11 protein-coding genes and 1 pseudogene are annotated in these 18,519 nt (G+C 58.3%); 11 read left to right on the forward strand and 1 reads right to left on the reverse strand.

The annotated features are described in order from the left end of the window. Window positions 1-2: 2 nt before the first annotated feature. Window positions 3-2,039, reverse strand: coding sequence for a hydantoinase/oxoprolinase family protein (locus tag CK230_RS26510; RefSeq protein ID WP_095796037.1), 2,037 nt, complete (start codon window positions 2,037-2,039; stop codon window positions 3-5). A 633-nt stretch (window positions 2,040-2,672) separates the two neighbouring features. On the opposite strand from CK230_RS26510, the gene CK230_RS26515 reads away from it, so the two are divergent. The 11 genes and pseudogenes from CK230_RS26515 to CK230_RS26575 all read left to right on the forward strand — a co-directional run bounded on the left by CK230_RS26515 (window position 2,673) and on the right by CK230_RS26575 (window position 18,513). Then, on the forward strand, window positions 2,673-3,791 hold the full coding sequence (locus CK230_RS26515) for an FAD-dependent oxidoreductase (RefSeq protein WP_095796036.1): 1,119 nt from the start codon (window positions 2,673-2,675) through the stop codon (window positions 3,789-3,791). Window positions 3,792-3,847: 56 nt separating this feature from the next. Continuing rightward, the gene (locus CK230_RS26520; RefSeq protein WP_245330190.1) at window positions 3,848-4,078 is read left to right on the forward strand and encodes a (2Fe-2S)-binding protein; all 231 of its coding nucleotides are present in this window, start codon (window positions 3,848-3,850) and stop codon (window positions 4,076-4,078) included. Continuing rightward, on the forward strand, window positions 4,075-5,493 hold the full coding sequence (locus tag CK230_RS26525; protein ID WP_095796034.1) for an NAD(P)/FAD-dependent oxidoreductase: 1,419 nt from the start codon (window positions 4,075-4,077) through the stop codon (window positions 5,491-5,493). Before CK230_RS26520 ends, CK230_RS26525 begins: the two co-directional genes overlap by 4 nt. 686 nt (window positions 5,494-6,179) lie before the next feature. Beyond that, window positions 6,180-6,296: pseudogene (locus CK230_RS33755) on the forward strand (IS3 family transposase); the annotation flags it as partial. 808 nt (window positions 6,297-7,104) lie between these two features. Continuing rightward, a complete protein-coding gene (locus tag CK230_RS26530; RefSeq protein ID WP_095796032.1) occupies window positions 7,105-8,100 on the forward strand; it encodes a succinylglutamate desuccinylase/aspartoacylase family protein in 996 nt (331 codons plus the stop codon). A gap of 1,184 nt (window positions 8,101-9,284) precedes the next feature. Then, window positions 9,285-9,524 carry a hypothetical protein gene (locus tag CK230_RS33250; protein WP_176480213.1) on the forward strand — a complete coding sequence of 80 codons (240 nt, stop codon included), beginning with the start codon at window positions 9,285-9,287 and terminating at the stop codon, window positions 9,522-9,524. 187 nt (window positions 9,525-9,711) lie between these two features. Beyond that, window positions 9,712-10,770 carry a succinylglutamate desuccinylase/aspartoacylase family protein gene (locus CK230_RS26550; RefSeq protein ID WP_095796028.1) on the forward strand — a complete coding sequence of 353 codons (1,059 nt, stop codon included), beginning with the start codon at window positions 9,712-9,714 and terminating at the stop codon, window positions 10,768-10,770. A 1,173-nt stretch (window positions 10,771-11,943) separates the two neighbouring features. After that, the gene (locus tag CK230_RS26560; protein WP_095796026.1) at window positions 11,944-13,035 is read left to right on the forward strand and encodes an ABC transporter substrate-binding protein; all 1,092 of its coding nucleotides are present in this window, start codon (window positions 11,944-11,946) and stop codon (window positions 13,033-13,035) included. Window positions 13,036-13,165: 130 nt separating this feature from the next. After that, entirely contained in the window at window positions 13,166-14,275 is a 1,110-nt protein-coding gene (locus CK230_RS26565) for an ABC transporter ATP-binding protein (RefSeq protein ID WP_095796025.1), read from the forward strand. 19 nt (window positions 14,276-14,294) lie between these two features. Next, on the forward strand, window positions 14,295-16,073 hold the full coding sequence (locus CK230_RS26570; RefSeq protein ID WP_095796024.1) for an ABC transporter permease subunit: 1,779 nt from the start codon (window positions 14,295-14,297) through the stop codon (window positions 16,071-16,073). A 1,273-nt stretch (window positions 16,074-17,346) separates the two neighbouring features. Beyond that, window positions 17,347-18,513, forward strand: a complete 1,167-nt coding sequence (locus tag CK230_RS26575; protein ID WP_095796022.1) for a Xaa-Pro peptidase family protein — start codon at window positions 17,347-17,349, stop codon at window positions 18,511-18,513. The last annotated feature ends 6 nt before the right edge of the window (window positions 18,514-18,519 follow it).

Consider the following 18,519-nt stretch of genomic DNA (forward strand, 5'->3'; position numbering starts at 1 on the left):
GATTAGCTCCGAGTCATGAGAATTGCGCCATAGGCACCGACGCGGGCAACAAACTCCGGCGGGACGACGATCGTCGCATCGCGCTGCTCGATCACGGCCGGCCCGTGGACCGCTTCGTTGGAGGTGAGATGCGCGCGATCGTAGACTCGCACTTCCGGAATGAGTTTATTGTGGAATCGCATCGACCGAACAGCTTTGAATGCGTTGCCGGTTCCTGACGTTTCAGGGGTCGTGGGCTGCGGTATCGACATGGCTCCCCGTACACGCATGCGCAGGTCGACGAACTCTACAGGCGCCGCTTTGTCAGCATGACTGTAGATGCGTTCGTGCTCTTCGTGGAAGGTGGCGTGCATTGCGGCTATGTCGTGCGCTTCGATCGCGCTGTCGGGCAGGCGCACGTCAACCTGGAAGGACTGCCCCACATACCGCATCTCGGCCCAGCATTCAAATGTCCTCGACACGAGACGCTCCGGCGGCGCCTGCCGTGACAGCCACTTGGCTCCCTGTTCGCGAAGAGCCTGGAACTTATTTGCAATCAAGGCTCCGTCGACATCGAGGCCATGTACAGTTTCGAGTGTGTCATTGCTCAGGTCAGAAACGAGGCCTCCAAGCGCGCAGAAGACGGAAGGGGTCGCCGGCACCAGAACGCGATTCACGCCGATCTCAGCCGCGAGGAGGGGCCCCTGAATAGCGCCGGCTCCACCGTAAACCAGCACAGTCAAATCTTCGGGATCCACGCCCTGGCGTGCTAGATAGGGCAGGACGCCGGCAACCATGTTCGAGCTTGCGACCGTAACGCACATTTCAGCAGCGCTGAGCACGTCCGTCTTGAGGGCGTCTGCAATCGGTGCCATCGCCCGCTCGGCTGCATTGCGATCGAGCTGCATTTCGCCGCCGAGAAGAGCTTCAGGCAAATAGCCCGTAAGCAGGAACGCATCGGTCAGCGTGGGTCCCGTACCGCCGCGGCTAAAGCAGGCGGGGCCAGGATACGAGCCGGCGCTCCGGGGTCCGATGCGCAACACGCCTCCATCCATCGTCACGATGGAGCCGCCGCCGGCACCGATCGCCTCGATCCCGGTCACGGGCATCACCACCGGAAACTCGCCGACCTCGGCAGCAGTCGAGGTGAGAGCCTCGCCATCACGCACGAGCGAGATGTCGGTGCTGGTTCCTCCCATATCCATGGTGAGGATGTTATGCTCGCCAAGGGCGCGACCGAGATACTGCACAGCGGTCACACCGGACGCAGGACCCGAAAGGAGGGTGTGGACCGGAAAGTTTCGCGCCTCACTAGCGGCCATTGCACCGCCGTTCGAGCGCGTGACAAAAAGCTGCGACCCCGGCAACCGATCAGCCACATAGCTTTCGACCTCACCAATATACTCGTTCATTCGCCGCTTTACGAAGGCATTGAGCACGCTGACGGTTGCTCGGTCGTATTCTCCGATGCGCGGCCAGATCTCGCTGGAAAGACTAATTTCAGCATCTTCGCCAACCGCTTTGCGGATTGCCCGCGCGACCGCCTTTTCATGCTGCGGGTTGGCATAGCTGTGAAGGAGCGCGACTGCATATCCAACTGCGCCGGCGTCGGCCGCCTGGCGGGCCAGAACTTCGACCGCTGCCTCGTCGATCGGCGTTCGGACTGAGCCGCCCCGCAGCAGCCGTTCCTCAACCTCGAAAACCAATTCACGATCGATCAGAGGCTTCGTCCGGCTTTCAAAGATATTCAGAGGATTGCGGACGCCAACGCGTTGAAGTTCAAGCAGATCTCTATAGCCCTGCGTGACGAAAAACGCGATTTTTGGGCCTTTTCGCTCGATCACTGCATTCGTGCTAACCGTGGTGCCGTGCATCACGAACGCTGCTTCGCCGGGCCCGGGCGCGAGCCGTTCCAAGAGCTTTTCAAATCCATAGCGGAAGCCGTTTTCAAACGAGGGTGGTGTCGATGGCACTTTGAGAGTGACGATCCTGTCCTCACCTTCGCGCCATCCACAAAAATCCGTAAAGGTTCCTCCAATATCAACGCCGATCCTAAGCATAAGCCTTACTCACCCCTTGCGTTTTTATTTCAACAAGATTCCACGCGACACGAGGATTTAGTCTAGGTTTCATGAAATTCTTCCCATCTTGGGACGATATGGCGTAGCTTTGCGCAATCAATACGATCCCGGTACCAATCAGAGAATTTGCAAATTTCGTCCATTGATTGGGCCCGGCAATCAATCTATCCGCATCCGCGCGATTGCCTCGATAATGTCCAGTAAAATGACGAGCGAATGGAGGCGCATAGGGGGACGACAAGTCTTCAGCGCGCAGACCGTCGAGCCTATTCGAAGGGCTTGTGCCTCAACCTCCCATAACATTTACGTATCGCCGCATGCCTATTACTGCCCTTGTAGCATGGAAGGCGACGTCTTACTCCTGTAAGGAGAGGAAGAATTGTAAGAGGCAAGACTGAGGCCGCACCGCTTTATGTGGCTATCACCTGCGCAATACAGATCGTGCCGAAGCGAGGAAGTCTTCAACACTTGGACCACCAACGTCGCCAACTGCAAAAGCTGTCTGGCTGACCGCGAAAGGGTTCAAAGGCTTGTCTGGCTCAATGGTGTCAATGGCTGCGGTTCGCAAGCCGCGCGCTGAGCGCGAAGGTCTCCATATTGTGAGAAGGTTAAATGGATCGCGAGTTCGAGATAGCCATCGTTGGCGGCGGCGTAGTGGGCGCCGCAATTGGATACGGGTTAGCCAAGTTGGGACGCCGGGTGATTGTCATCGACGGCGCTGATGATGCGCTGCGGGCCTCACGAACGAATTTCGGCCTGATCTGGGTCCAGGGCAAAGGTGACGAATGTCCCGAGTATCACCGCATAACACGACAAAGCGCCGACTTGTGGCCAGCATTCGCCATGGAGCTGAAAATACTCACGGGCATCGACGTGGAGCACCGTCGGAATGGAGGACTGCTTTTCTGCGTCTCAGAATCGCAAGCGGAAGAGGAGAGGATCATAGGCGAAAAGATGGCAGGCATTCATCCCGACTATCATTTCGAGATGCTCGATCGCTCGCGCCTTGAGAACATGCTTCCCGACATCCGACTGGGACCCCAAGTGTGTGCGGCCTCGTTCAGCCATATGGATGGTGACGTAAATCCTCTCCTGGTTCTTCGCGCGTTGCTGGACGGTTTTGTACGCTTGGGCGGTACATTGGCAACTGGGGAAAATATCTACAGCATAACGCCCATCCTTGGCGGATTCCGACTGGCTACGAACGCTTTGACGGTCGAGGCTGAGCGGGTGATCGTGGCCGCCGGAAACGATTCGACGGATTTTGCCAAAAGCTTGGACCTGCCTATTCGGCTCGTACCGGAAAGAGGTCAGCTTTTGATCACCGAGCGTGTTGCGCCGGTGTTTTCATACGCCGCGAGCGGTATTCGCCAGACCGTGACGGGCACGTTCCAGCTCGGCACCACCAATGAACGAGTAGGGCGATCCGTGGATGTCACGTCCGGCGGCGCGCGTCACATCGCCAATCGAGCGCTAAACGTGATGCCGGACCTTGGAGCCCTCCGCGTTATCCGGCAATGGGGCGGATTGCGTGTCCTCACCCCCGACGGAGTTCCGGTCTACGATCGGTCGCGGCGCTATCCAGGCGTTCATGTCGTAGCATGCCATTCCGGCGTCACCCTTGCCGCTCTGCACTCCGGTCCCTTTGCCGAATGGCTGGCAGCCGGAGGGCGTGATCCGTCCTACGCAGCCTTCTGCGGCAGCCGGTTCACCATGGGAGTTGCAGCGTGACGAGTGGAGTGTTTCCATCCGGATCAGCCGTCGAAATTACCGTCGACGGTCGGGTCGTGGCGGCTTGCGATGGAGAACTGCTTGCCGCAGTTTTTTTGCGTTTGGAAGATATCCATACCCGCACATCCTTTCCTTCCGCTCAGCCCCGGGCCCCCTACTGCATGATGGGCGTCTGTTTCGAGTGTGACGTGCACGTCGAAAACATCGGCACGATCCGTAGCTGTCAGCAGACGGTTCACGCCGGCATGAAGGTCGAACGTCAAGACTATCCGAAGAGACTCAAATGAAGGCAATTTCGCGCGCCGACCTCCTTATCGTCGGAGCTGGCCCTGCCGGTATGGCAGCAGCGCGGCGAGCTTTGCGAGGCGGGCTGTCAGTCGTCGTCCTAGATTCCCAGTCTCAGCCAGGAGGTCAGATCTGGCGCAATGCCTGCCGCAATTCGACAAGCCCCATCATAAAAGTTCTGGGATCTGAATACCGACGCGGCATCCGGCAAGTCGAATCGTTCCTGGCTTGTGGCGCCGACTACATCCCGGATGCCCAGGTCAGCCGGCTCGGCCAAGGCTGGACAATTGAATACGTGAAAGGCGCGGAAATCCGCACCCTGAAGGGACGATACCTTTTGCTCGCCACAGGCGCGCAGGAACGGCCCGTTCCGTTCTCCGGTTGGACCCTTCCCGGCGTCATGACCGTCGGCGCCGCGCAAATTCTGCTCAAGACCGCCGGCCAGTTGCCTCAGGGCCCGGTCGCTGTTGTCGGCAGCGGTCCTCTCGCTTTATTGTATATGCAGCAGATGCGGCTGGCGGGGGCGGCGCCTGTTGCATATCTCGATACCACCCCTCGAGGCCTGATCGGCCGTTCACTCCGTGGCTTTCGCGGCGCGATGCAAGAGCCTGGTCAGGTCTTCAAAGGGATTGCGTGGCTCCCGCAATTCAGCGGCATTCGACACGTCCGTAATGTCGTTCGGGTCAGCGCCGAAGGGACGAGACGGGTGGAAGCCGTGCGATTTGAGAGTTCGGGCGGCAGTCACGGCCAGCTGGAGGTGAAAACCCTCCTTGTTCATGAGGGGCTCGTACCGAGTCATCAACTCGCGGTGTCCGTGGGCGCACAGCTCATATGGGATGTCGGTCAGTCGGCTTTCCGGCTTGAGCGTAACGAGTGGATGAATGCCGGGCCGGAAGGGTTGTATATCGCCGGAGATGGCGCGCGGATCGGCGGTGCGGCCAATTCCGAGATTGAAGGAGAAATCGCTGCAATTGGTGTCCTTTTCCGCGAAGGAGCGCTGACGCCTGCCCAGGCAAATGCCGACACAAAGCCGCTTAGAGCGCTTCATGCGCGTCAGAAGGCGTTCCGGGGGTTTCTCGATGTGGTCTATCCCCCGAATATTGCGCGGACCAGGCCAGACGACACAACGATTGTTTGTCGTTGCGAGGAGCTTAGCGCGGGAGAACTGAGGAATGCCGCGTCTCGCGGCGCTTGCAGAGGCCCCAACCAGCTGAAGACTTTTACACGTGCCGGAATGGGTCCGTGTCAGGGCCGCCAATGCGGTTACCCGGTACATGAACTGGTGAAATCAGTCGCCGGGCTACCCGCTGGTGAGGTCGGTTTGTTCAATCCGCGCCCACCCTTCGCTCCTTTAACGGTGTCGATTTTGGCGGCGCAGGAAGCCGAGGAAGTTGTTGCGGCGTCGACCCATGAATGACCGCTCCATTGCCAGGACGTCGCGGCTGCGCATACACGCAATCGACACGGCTCACACGAATTGAAACCGTCACGGGAGCGCAAGGAGAGTGCTTTGAACACCTGCTCCGGTTCAAAGCTCCGCCTCCCAACCAGGATGCCTCGTAGGCCCTGCAGCGTATCGGGGACTGCCGGCTTGTCTCAGGTCTCCGCAGAAATTGGGCTGGACCATCACCTGTCTTGGAGATGCGGCACCGACGGAGAGCCTAAACTGGATCACGCCAATCATGCGATCAAGAATCTCGACGTCTTGGCGGGCTGGACTCATGTCTCTCAGGAAAAGTCTTCGAGATGGACCGTGCCGTTCGGGTCAGCGCATCCCGATTCCGGACGAGCCCCATTTGCCCAAGTCGACGCGAGCGGTACGCGTCGCAACTCGCTCTTTCTCCCAGACAGTGGCCGGACACGCCCGCTGAACGTATTGACCGCCCAGGTGCGGCCCTCCCCAGGGGCCGAAAACTCGGCGGCCGGAATTGCTGTAATGCCCGCTCCGGCCGTCTTTCTTCGGGTCCAGACGTCGCTCGCGCGGCGTTCAAATCCTGTGTGCCAGCCGTCCGTTTATCGAGCATGTCCAGGCGCTCCACGAGGCCTGCTCGATTGTTCGGCAACACTGATCGACCTGCCAAGGTTCCGAGGACGCGCGGTTATGAGGCGGCACTGAGCTCTGACGTCGTCGTGCTGGCCAAGCGCCATGGCCGCCACGGCTACATCCGGATCCCAGCTCTGCTGCGGGATACCGGCTGGAGCGTCAACCACATCCGCGTGCCCACGCTCTACATTGACAAGGTCAGTCCCTGGGGAACTGCTACAATGACTCATTCAACACCAAGTACGTGACGAACTGCTCAACGGGAGAGATATTCTACACCTTGGCGGAGGAGAGGCCCTGATCGAAGCTGGGCGGCGACTGCAGGCTGGGCGGCCATGAACGCCGGCGCCGGAGGATCGCCATCGAGGCGCTATGAACCAACACTCGGATTGGATCCTCGGCAACTCACGGTTTCATCCAAAGATGCAACAGATCCCAATCACAAACCAGACGATCACCAACGGGCATCATGATTGAACTTGCCATCTGAATTCGAGATGAATCGAATCGCCAAACAGTATTTGACCGCCACGGTTCTCCGGATCGATATTAATATCATCGGAAGCATTGCTATTTTCCACCCCGCTGCCGTCGGGAGACCACTAGGTCAATTCGAACCCAGCTTTGGATTTAGCAACTCATGACCTTTTGCGTGTCACTACCCGTTATCGCCACTCGGGGCAAAAAAGAGAGATCGCCGCAGTGAAGCTGAGCGAATACGTAGAGTACGTTGCCACCGGTTGGCCTCTCTTGTGCGCGAAAGCCGAACTGACGGCCTTGGAATTGATGCGGCTAGCGGGCGAGGCACCATCAACGCCGTGGTCTAATTCTACGAAGATATTGAGACTGTTGCCGGCGTGGTACTCTTCCGTGGCGTGCCATTCCTTTGCAAGGATATTGGTACCGCCGAGGCTTGGCTTCGGCACTAATACGCACGTGTACCGGCGATTAGTTTCTAAAATCCGTACTTATGAAGGCTAAAAAATGAGAGAAACATCGCACCTTACATTCGATCTCGACAAGCCCGGTACGAGCAGGGGACATCTTTTTGTCGCAAAAGGCGCCGACTGCGAATCGCTTTCGCTTCCAGTCATCAGCCTCAACAAAGGGAACGGACCGCGTCTCCTCATCACGGCCGGATCTCACGGCAACGAGTTGGAAGGGCCAATTGTCGCGCGACGGCTTGTTGATTGGCTGCCCGAAGCACAAATCTGTGGAAGGGTCATCATTGTACCGGTGCTCAATCCGCAAGCCGTGCAGGCATGGAGCCGCAATACGCCGATCGATGGCTTGAATCTTAATCGAGTGTTTCCGGGTCGCGCGGACGGATCGGTAACTGAACGAATCGCGGATGCAGTTTCTCGATTATTGCTGCCAATGGTCGACATCGTGTTTGATCTGCACAGCGGCGGACCAAGGTGGCAATTTGCCCCAGCAAGCACGACGCATCCAATTGCAGATGCTGATCTCATGCGCAAGACGCTTCGAATGGCAGAGGCGTTTAAATTGCCATTAACATTAGCCTGGGAAGGACCAGATACGTGTGGAATGTTCGATACTTTTGTCCAAAGCCAGGGCAAGGTATTTGTATGTCCTGAACTCGGCGGCGGATCGGTAGACGCGGCCGCGCTTACGGTCGCCGAAACTGGGATACGCAATGCACTCATCGCACTCGGGATCGTCACAGGAGAGGCAGAGTATCCGACGTTCCGTCAACAGAAGTCTAGCCGGACAGTCGAGACGCTCGAGTCCGATGAACTGAAGTCGCCTGCAAGTGGTATCTTTGAACCTCGCTGCTCGGTGTTGGATGAGGTGAAACCTGGAGATTTGATTGGCATCCTACATCCGATGGATCCGTGGTCGTCAAGTGCGCTTGAAATTCGATCACATACCACCTCCATTGTATGCGCTGTAAAATCCACCCTGCATGTTGACGAAAACGAAGTGGTAGCGATTCTACCGCGACCGCTAGATCTTTGAGAAATCTGATGGGCATCATGTCGACGCACTATGACTTGGCCAGGAGCGTCATACGAGTGGCTACCGAACAGGGCGGCTGAAGAGCGCCGAACGGCCGATCGAGAGTAGCTCGCCTAAGATTGCCGATCGCTGTTCGGACGTTGTTCGGCAAACGCGCCCAAAGCCTAGAGGAGTTGAGGGTCGAGATAGATGCCCTCCGGCTGTCGCCACCGGATATCGAGACTTGTTGTGGAGGAAGGTGCCCATCGTCACTGAAGCGGACCATCGTGAACGAGGTCCCGGACCTCCGAGTTCGATGTGGTGCATCTGTTCGTCGACCCCATGGCGAGCGGCGCCAGCCGCGCGAGGCGGTATTGGCGGCCTGGAGCTTTCTGTCCGATGACCAGAAAGCCCTGCTCCACCTTGCAGCCGGCACCAACGAGATGGCCGTTGTATCCCACTTCTGCGAGGGGTTTCCCGTCACTGCGCCAGACGCTTGGTGGAGGTCGCAGGGACGCCATCTCCAGTAAGGAGGAAAGAAGCCCCCGGGCGGCGGTTCAGTCGCGAATTCAAGATAGCTGCGGTGCAACGCATGGCTGCGGGCGCCAACGTCAGCAAGTTGGCGCGGGAGCTCGGCATCTCTCGCAAGGGTCTCTATCAATGGCAGAAGCAGCTTCGTGCAGGCGGGCCAGTAGCTCTGTGCGGTGGCGTGGGTCCGCCGCGAGCGGCACGCCGGCTGGGTGAGGCGCCTGACCCGGGCGGTGCAGGCGCCGGCATTGCCGTCGGAAGCGCTTGACGAGCTTTCGAAAGCATTGGCTCGCATCGGCAAACTGGAGCGTCCGTCGGACAGCAGGCGGCCGACCTCGATTTTTTCAAGAAGCCTTCCAGCACGTCAGGAAAGCGCACCAGCGGAGCGGCGCCCCTGGCGGGGCGAGGACCTATGTCCACCTCGCCGAGGAGTTCGCCTATCTGGCTGTCGTGCTCGATGAGTTCAGCCGCAAAGTCATCGGTTGCGCGCTGGCGATCCATCTGTTGGGCTGAACCGGCGATCGAGGCGCTCGACCAAGCGATTGCGGCGCGCAGGCCGGCACCGGGATCCATCATCCGTCACAGCGATCGTGGCGTGCAATATGCCTGTGCCGAGTATGCCACACGACTTGCGGCACACGGCATCCGGCCGAGCATGAGCCGGGTAGGCAATCCCTATGACAATGCCAAAGCCGACCGCTTCATGCGAACGCTGTGAGGAGGAAGCCGACGGCAGAACCTATCGCGACATCGACAATGCAAGGAACAGGATCGGCGAATTCATCAACGTCGTGTACGACAAGCAGCGCCTACATTCGGCGATCGATTATCAATCGCCGGATGAACATGAATCCGGCCCAACGCGATTGCGGCGGGAGGCCCTGCGGCAATCAAAAAAAGCGGAGAACTGTTACTGATCTCTGTCTCACCCGAGGGGTACACCTCACCATGTGTCCGGTACAAAACGTCACCTATGTCTCGGGTCGCTCAACTGGGGTGCGGCGATGTTTGCGGCCAGCTGGTACAGTGTGCTCGTATGATCGCGTGGTCGCCCTTTGGCATGTAGAGGGCGGCGCGAGCTAGAAGCGCTAAAGAGAGGGATTCATGGAAAAGAACATCGAAACAATCGCCGGGGACACCGAAGGCGTGTCATACACGTTTCCCGTCTATCGTTTTGCAGGCATCGCGGCCGGCGCGCCTTCGGCCTATCTGCAGGCGGCGCTGCATGCCGGTGAGCTGCCGGGCACTGTGGCGATCCACACGCTAATGCCGAAGCTCAGAGCAGCGGAAGCACAAGGCCGTATTCGGGGCAATATCACCATCGTGCCCGCAGCCAATCCGATCGGCAGGGCGCAATACCTCTTCGCCGATCACCAAGGACGGTACCATCTCGGCACGCGCGTCAACTTCAACCGCGAGTTCCCGAAGCTGGAAACGCCCGACCCTGCACTGCTGCCGGCGGACGATGCTCTTGCAACCGTCGACCGGCAGCTCAAGGTGCGACTCCTCAAACTCTCGCTCGGCCACGATATCGTGCTTGACCTGCATTGCGATGACGAAGGCGTGCCGTATCTCTGCGTCCCGGCGGAGCTTTGGCCAGCCATGAGCGACTGCGCCGCCGCTTTCGGGGTAGAGGCGGTGATTATCTGGAAAGCTCCCTCCAACGGAGAGTTCGAAGAGGCGTCGATCCATCCCTATCTTGCCTCAAAGGCGAGCGCCGAGCACCTCGCGCGGCGGGTCATTGCCACTTTCGAACTGCGCGGCATGCTCGACGTGCACTACGGGTACGCAGAGAAGGATGCCGCTGGCCTCTACCGTCTGCTCGTCGCGCGCGGCGTGATCGAGGACAGGACGGTCAAGCCGTCCGGCGCTTTCAAAGGTGTGGCTGCGCCGATCGGCCATGTCGAGAGTGTGAAGACGCCAAAGGGGGGAGCTCTGCTCTATGACATCAAGCCAGGCGACCGCATCGCGGGCGGGCAACGCATCGCCACCGTTGTCTATTTGGCCGGCGAGGACGGCGGCGCAGTCGAGATTTTTGCACCGCGGGCCGGTTATGTGCTCACCCGTCGCGCCAGGCGGATCGTCCGCGCCAATGAGGACATCGTGAAGCTCGTCGGCGAACGTCCGGATGCCAACGCAAAGTCCGGTCCGCTAAAAGAGTAAGAAGCCGCCGCCGATGCTGCTGCGCTCTGCGCTTAGCCCAATTCCGTATCGCCACACGCGCGGTGACGCCCGGGGGCGGCCGCATCGGGCCCTCGCTGCCAAATTTCCAATTTTCGTTGCCATAGCTGGGGGAATCCGTTTCCAAAATCGTCACCCATTCGTAGGCGAAGCAGCGCACTGCAATGTGGTTGGCGCCGTAGGCCGGAGTTCCTTGATGAACCCGGTAGTCAAGCTCGCGGCTCCATTTTTTCGGGTGGGAAACGCTTCGAATCTGTGCGTGGCGCGCTGGTACGAGGGACACGCCCGGCAGCATACCTGGCGACACAGTAATGAATGACGCCGTCAAGCTCCCAGTAGGAAGCGTGGGTGGCGGGGGTGCCTTCTCAAATCAATTACGACGTCAACGATCAGGGAGCCCTTGCGCACCACGCTCAACATAATCACGGCCGACCAGTTTCGGCGCACTCTCTCCAGGAACAAAGCACCTCGTCGATTGCGGCCTCTGCCCCAAAATTCCTCTTTCTGGCCGACGTTTCTCGTCGAGAACTTGGTAAAAACGCGCACCCTTGGAACACATCGTCTAAGTGTTCCAGGCATTTGGTGGATTGGAACGAGGCTCATCGATTAGGCTCTCTGAATCTATCCCCTTCGGATGAACTCGTAGGGGGTGAGACAAGGCCTCGAGGCGGCGGCCGAAGTTGAAGGCGCGAGGTGAGGTCTATAGTACTACGATTGCGAGGCCGCCAGCCCAAGTTCATCTAAAAACCAGATGACGTCAATACACAAACAGAATTTGACATTAGGTCCCTGTCGGCGATGAATATCGGCCAGACAAAAGCGATATGGGACGCAGGTAAATAAGACGGAACGGGAAGAGATAAGGCACTAGTTCGGCATCTCACCGTGTTTTAGCCTGTATAGCAGGCCGGGCAATGGGCTGAAAATTTTGCCACTACGAGCCCAAATCATAGCTGACCTGCATACCAGGGGCGGCCGGCCACACAGCAACCGGCCGGACCGCTTAGCTCGCGCATGATTACAACGGCGAAGCGCTGCCTTATGGTATTCGCCATTGGGTGAACTTTGTCGAGGCGGTGGTGGCTGTTTGTGTCCGGTCGCACGACAAGCATAAAAAGAAATCCGCGCGTTGGCGGGAACAATGAGGGAACTACAATGAGTTTTTCGATAAACCGCAGGCGCTTCATTCAGAGCACATCGGCGATTGCGGCAGGCGCAATGGCTTGCAACGTCGGCCGCGCTGTTGCCCAGTCCTCGGGTGAGCTGAAAGTTGCGCTCAACGGTGGCGACTACGGGAATGCATGCATCCAAGTCTATGTAAAACCATTCGAAGCCGAGACGGGCATCAAGGTGACGCCGATCACCGATGGAGTCACGCCAGCCGCGCTCGAGCTAATGGTGTCGACCAATACCGTTTCGGTTGATGTGATTCCCGTCGACCCAGACACAGATGCTCGAGTTCCCGAGACGGGCTACCTCGAAAAGATTGATTACTCCCTCTACAAGAAGGACGAGTTGGACGCGATTCTAGACTTCACCAGAAGTCCGTACAGTGTCGGGTCAATTGTCTACGCGTACTGCATGGTCTACAGCACTGAAAGGTTCCCGGCTGACAAACCGCGGCCCGCTTCTTGGTCGGAATTTTGGGATGTCAGTAAATATCCCGGCGTTCGGACGCTATGCGCCGAGGTCCCCCCGTTGGAGGAGGCTCTCTTGGCGGACGGTGTGCCCGCTGACGCCATCTATCCTATGAATATTGACCGTGCTTTCGCCAGCCTGGACAAGATCAAGCCGCATATCCGCAAGTGGTGGAGGTCCGGATCAGAGATCGAGCAGTTGATGCAGGATAAGGTCGTCGACCTAGCGCAGTCCTTCGACGGCGGGGCGAATGCACTCATAGACAATGGCGCGCCGCTTGAGATCAACTGGAACCAGGCGAAACTGACTTGGGAAAGCTGGGCCATCCCAAAGGGCAGCCCAAATGTGCGGAATGCACAGAGATTCATCGAATTCATCACCCGCGCTGATAGGCAGGCCGCGTTTGCGCAGATCATGCCGTACGGCCCAGCCAATCGAAATGCCTATAAACATCTGCCAGAAGCTCTCCAACGAAAACTCGCGAGCCACCCTGACCACGTCGCATCTAGCATAGCGACGAACCCCAAGTGGTACGCTGAGGTGGGTTCAGACGGCTTAGCAAACGCCGAGCGGATTAGGCAGCGTTGGAACGAGTGGATTCTTCAGTGAAAGCGAACTGCGACCTAGGAAGTCGGCTTGCCGATCTACTAAACCTGGATGCGGCCGCTATGAACCCGCCTTGCCTCTTGGAAGCAGTACGTCTGGCAGCCGCGCTCCGGTCGTGCTCGGAGCATTAATGATGACATTACACCTTAAAAATACCTCACTGCCAATCGCCGAGGATACAGAGGACGAAGTATTGGAAAAACATCTGGTTCCTGCGCAGATTGAATTCCGCAGAGTCACGAAGATGTATGGTGCGGTAGCGGCCGTCCAGGACTTGTCACTTCTAGTTCATCGCGGCGAGTTCTTGACCATTCTTGGGCCAAGCGGTTCGGGCAAGACCACAGCGTTGATGCTGCTGGCCGGATTTGTGGCGCCGACGGAAGGTGATATCCTAATCGGTGGAAATTCCGTCGGCTCAGTGCCCTCCTACCGGCGTGATCAGGGGATCGTTTTCCAGAGCTATGCCCTTTTCCCGCACCTCACGGTGGGTCGGAACCTCGAATTTCCGCTCGAAATGCGCGGGGTGAAGGCTGCTGAGAGGGCATCGCGGGTCGATCGTATACTTGAGCGCGTCCACCTGAAGGACTTTGGCGGCCGCATGCCTTCGGAATTGAGCGGGGGCCAGCAGCAGCGCGTGGCGCTTGCCCGAGCGCTGATCGCCGATCCGCCGCTCCTCCTGCTGGACGAGCCGCTCGGCGCTCTCGACCGCAGCCTTCGCGAGCAGATGCAGGTCGAGATGAAGAGCCTGCACAAAGAGTTCGGCATCACCACAATCTGTGTCACGCACGACCAGGAGGAGGCTCTCACCCTGTCGGACCGCATTGTCGTCATGCGCGAAGGGCAGATCGAGCAAACCGACACGCCGGAGGCGCTCTATGACAGGCCAGCGACGCGCTTCGTGGCGAATTTTATGGGCGAGGCCAACATTCTCGAAAATCCTGGGTTCGAGGTCGAATCCGATGCCGCGCCGCCCTTCGGTACCGTCGCGATGCTCCGGCCGGAACGTGTATGCGTCGCCGCTCGTGCGGCTACGAAGCGCGCCGATGCTGACCAGCGCCAGTTAGTCACCGGCATCGTCGAAGACATGATCTATGCCGGGCCGTTGCGGAAATACCATGTCCGCGCCGGGAACAGTGTGCTGATTGTGCGCGAGCACGTCGCCGCGGGACAGCAGATCTTTCGGTCCGGCGACGAGGTACGCCTCGACTGGCTGCGATCCGACGTTCGCTTTGTTACGGCTTGAGGCGGTGAGAGGAACGCAGATGAAGATGTTTCAGGCATTGGGCCGAATGCCCATCGTGCTCACTGCACCTGCCCTGGCCGTCCTGCTCGTTGTATTCGGCATACCGATCATCCTGCTATTCCTGACTAGCCTCAGTGCGCCGGCCTTCTCGCTCGCCAACTATGAGGCGTTCTTCGGCCAGCCGGCGAAGATTCGCGTTCTTTTACAGACTGTTGAGATTAGCGTGGTGGCCACGGCAATCTGCCTATTCATCGGCTATCCGACGGCCTATCTGATCGTGGCCGCCTCGAAGTACCTGCGTATGGCTCTCATCGTGCTCGTCATTGTTCCCTATCTGAGCAGTGGATTAGTGCAGACCTATGCATGGACCGTGATTATTGGCGATCGTGGCATGATCAACAATCTACTGCTCGACCACGGGATTATTTCCAGTCCGCTGCCGCTTATCTACAATCGCATGGCCGTGTATATTGGGATGGTACACATTATGCTCCCCATGATTATCCTGCCCTTGGTTAGCGTCATGATGGGTATCGACAAGTCGCTGATGGCGGCTGCTCGCAGCATGGGGGCACGGCCATTTGCCGCCTTCTGGCGTGTTTTCTTTCCACTCAGCATGCCGGGCGTGCGCAGCGGCTCGCTTTTGGTGTTTGTGATCTGCCTCGGCTTCTACATCACGCCGGCCGCCCTCGGCGGGTTGGGAGACGCCATGCTGTCGACCATCATGGCCTCGCAGGTCCAGACCTACTTTGACACGGGCCGAGTAGCCGCTGAGGCGTTTGTTCTCCTCGCGGTCGCTATTATCGTGCTTTCAATGCTCGGGCTAGATCTTTCTGTTACGCAGGGCCGCACGGCCCAACGAGCCGGGAAGTCTTGGGTGAGTTGGTTGCCTTCATCCGGGGGGCAGAAGCGCTATCGTAGCGAGTTAATCGCTCCCCTCCGGGCGAAGCGCTGGACGGCACAGCTCTATCGAGCTGCCGGTGACGGCTGCTGGTCGAACGTCGTCGGCGCGATGCTCCTCATGGTCGTCATGTTCTATCTGCTGTTTCCGGGACTTCTGGTCGTCGTTATGTCGTTCAGCGCGGGTAAGTTTTTAACCTTCCCGCCCTTGGGCCTTTCGTTGCAATGGTACCGCTCCTTCTTCGGCAATCCGTCTTGGTACGCCGCTGCCTGGACTAGCATCCAGATCGGCGCTATGGTTGCTATACTGTCGACCATGGTGGGCACACTTGCGGCCTACGGCCTCAGCCGTACTTTTCCGCGGCTGCGCCGAATCTTGACCATGGTGATCCTCACCCCAATCTGCTTTCCGGTTATCGTCGTTGGCATCGCGACTTATCTCGGGTTGGTCAAACTCGGTCTGCTCGGCTCCATGACCGGCGTCATACTGGCGCATACCATCGGCGCTATCGGCTACGTTGTGGTGATCGTCTCTGGCACGCTGGCGAATTTCGACCGGCGGCTGGAGCAGGCGGCTAAGAGCCTACGGGCCAGTCCGTGGAAGGCATTCATGAGGGTAACGCTGCCACTGATCCGGCCGGGCATCGTTGGTGGAGCTGTCTTTGCGTTCCTCCATTCGTTTGACGAACTCGTCATCACGTCGCTAGTAGCCGGATTCTCGGTGCGCACACTGCCTCTGAAGATGTGGGAGGATATCCGCCACCATACCGACCCGACAATTGCCGCAGTCTCGGTGCTACTTATGGTTCTGCCGGTGTTCTGCCTAATCGTCCTCCATGTCGTGGGGTGGCGGTCGGGCCCGAGCAGCCAGCGCGCGCTCTCGGACCACCGGACTTAATGTCGGCTAAGTGTAGGATCCCGCGGTTTGATGTGCACGTTTTTGCACGAATTAAGGGGAGCGCTATAGTCCAGGTTTTGCGCCAAGAGATAGCAATTCTGACACCGTTATGAAGTCGTGCTTCACCAGTTCTTTCTCGCCATCTCCCGTGAAAACGTTTCGATATTGTCACCCACAGACGTTTAATCGTCAGCGCCGTAGAAATCGGAGATAGCCAAAACTCGATTTTTTGCGCGGGTAAGGGTCGAGGCTTCCCCGGAAACACTGTTCGTTTCTTGCACGACTCCCATCCTGGTTCTGCAGGACACGACCCGGTTCACCTGTCAAAGAGAGCGACCGAGCAGATCGGTGTCGTGCATTCGAGCTTGGCCGTTACGCTCGAGGGGCTCTCGATTTGGCCCCCCGGCGATCAAGTTATGGACGCGGGTCGAAATTGAAGGGGACCCATCCGACGCCGGTGCCCATCGAAGTAGAAAGAGAGCTTTCGCTTGCTCGAGAACGTATATCGATGATCCTGCCAGGGTGCATCCATCTCGGCGACCGCGAGAGCGACATCTACGAACTGTTTTGGACCGCCCAGGAACTCGGCACCGAGTCAGGAGGTGCGTTGATCGGCTGGCGGGAAATGGCGAGCATACCATTGCTGCGGAGATGAAAGAGGTGGAGATGTGCGTGTTTCGGTAATTCGCGGACACCCTAAGTCCCGGACAGTGATTTCAGTAATTCGCGGACAGCAATTCCGCATCCCGGACAGTTTTCGGGAGAGAATTCAATGGTCGGTTCTCGGCTGCGCCGTTCTGGCAGTTTGGCCTCTCACGATCACGTTGAGAGGTGCCATGCCGAGACGGAAACAAGCGAGACGAACGAGCGTGAGGGATATCCAAGCGATCCTGCGGCTGACCCTTGAGCAGGGTCTTTCGGCGCGTGAGGTAGGCTGTTCGAATGCACGGTTCGCCATGTCATGGACGCACTCCGCCCCCAAATAGGGTTACCTATCTATGACATTATGGGCCTCTGCCGCCTCACGCATGTGTGCGTTGTCCAGGCAGTGTTCGTCGGCAGCATTTGGATGAAGCTGCCCAGCATCTACTTTGAGCCCCATCGCGTAGCCAGATAACTACAATATACAAACTGCATTTGACGCAAGCCGCTGTTGCAGGTCAATCATCTGCAAAGAGAAAGACGTGAATTGCCCGCGCATTCGAATTGTCGCCGGATCTCCGGTTAGCGGGATGGCCCGCCCTCTAACAACAATTCATGAATGAGGTGATCTATGACCACTACGTCTTCAGCAGTTTCAACCGTGGGCCTTCCATTCCCTAGAACTGAGTATGAACGCCGTCAACAGAGAGTGTTCGAGGCTATGGAAAGAGCCAACCTCGACGCCCTCTTGGTAACCGCTCACGGTCACCTTCAGTATCTTGTGGGATATCACGGGTTCGGTTCATATTTCATGCCGTTCCCATTGATCCTTGTACCGGGGCGAAAACCGACCTTCGTCGTCCGAGAATATTCATTGAGCAACGTCCGACTAGAAAGCTGCGTCGAGGAAATAGTTACATATCGGGAGCAGTTCGATTTTGCCCCGGTATGCGCCGCTGCTGTTCGGCGTTTCGGCTTGAGGGGGCGCAGAATTGGGCTTGAGCTCGGCTGCTGGGATCTTGCGCCAGCGGACGTTAGTGCACTTCAGGCGCAACTTCCGGATATGAAATTTGCTGACGCGACTCGTCTGGTCGCGACGGTGGCAGCTGTAAAGACGGAGATGGAACTCGAAGCCATGCGATTCGCAATGGAAATGACTGACATGGCCGTTCGAACATTCCAGCATTCCCTGCGGGACGGAATTACGGAAGCGGAAGTGGCTGCGAACATTGACCGAGAAGTTGAAAAGGCCGGGGGTGTGCTACGGGCGAGTTCCACGACTCTGCTGTTTGGTGAGCGGACGAAGCTTTCGCATGGCAGTCCGAAGCAGCATCCGATCAGAAACAACGAGCCAGCCTTTACGGAACTCGGTGGCCTGAAGAACGGTTACGCCTGCGGGCTGGTCCGGAGCGCCGTCCTTGGTCGACACGCGGAGACTGAGTTCCTGCACGATCTCTCGGTTGAAGTTCTGGAGGCCGTTATTGCTGCGATCAAGCCTGGTGCGACCGCCGGTGAAGTTGATGCCGCCGGGCGAGAGGTGCTCAAGCGACACGGACATCCTGAGTTTCTGAATCATCGGGTCGGTTACCAAACCGGGATCAACTGGGGGGAGCGCGGTAACATCAGCCTTGAGCCCGGTGCGTTGGACATACTTGAGCCCAACATGACCTTGCATATGCCAATCATCCTGCGCGGAGAAAGCGGTTACCTGATTGGAACCAGCGAGCACGTCATGGTGACAGAGCGAGGCGCGGAAATACTCAGCCGGACGCCTCACACGCTGCATCGTGCAAGTTGAAGGGGC

This window comes from Mesorhizobium sp. WSM3859, assembly GCF_002295065.1.
Taxonomy (GTDB): domain Bacteria; phylum Pseudomonadota; class Alphaproteobacteria; order Rhizobiales; family Rhizobiaceae; genus Mesorhizobium.

Excerpts from the sequence above, each read along its gene's own strand:
- CK230_RS26565 (WP_095796025.1), top strand. The coding sequence starts at position 13,166 with ATGACATTACACCTTAAAAATACCTCACTGCCAATCGCCGAGGATACA.
- CK230_RS26515 (WP_095796036.1), top strand. The coding sequence starts at position 2,673 with ATGGATCGCGAGTTCGAGATAGCCATCGTTGGCGGCGGCGTAGTGGGC.
- CK230_RS26530 (WP_095796032.1), top strand. The coding sequence starts at position 7,105 with ATGAGAGAAACATCGCACCTTACATTCGATCTCGACAAGCCCGGTACG.
- CK230_RS26560 (WP_095796026.1), top strand. The coding sequence starts at position 11,944 with ATGAGTTTTTCGATAAACCGCAGGCGCTTCATTCAGAGCACATCGGCG.
- CK230_RS26510 (WP_095796037.1), bottom strand. The coding sequence starts at position 2,039 with ATGCTTAGGATCGGCGTTGATATTGGAGGAACCTTTACGGATTTTTGT.
- CK230_RS26550 (WP_095796028.1), top strand. The coding sequence starts at position 9,712 with ATGGAAAAGAACATCGAAACAATCGCCGGGGACACCGAAGGCGTGTCA.
- CK230_RS26525 (WP_095796034.1), top strand. The coding sequence starts at position 4,075 with ATGAAGGCAATTTCGCGCGCCGACCTCCTTATCGTCGGAGCTGGCCCT.
- CK230_RS33250 (WP_176480213.1), top strand. The coding sequence starts at position 9,285 with ATGACAATGCCAAAGCCGACCGCTTCATGCGAACGCTGTGAGGAGGAA.
- CK230_RS26575 (WP_095796022.1), top strand. The coding sequence starts at position 17,347 with ATGACCACTACGTCTTCAGCAGTTTCAACCGTGGGCCTTCCATTCCCT.
- CK230_RS26570 (WP_095796024.1), top strand. The coding sequence starts at position 14,295 with ATGAAGATGTTTCAGGCATTGGGCCGAATGCCCATCGTGCTCACTGCA.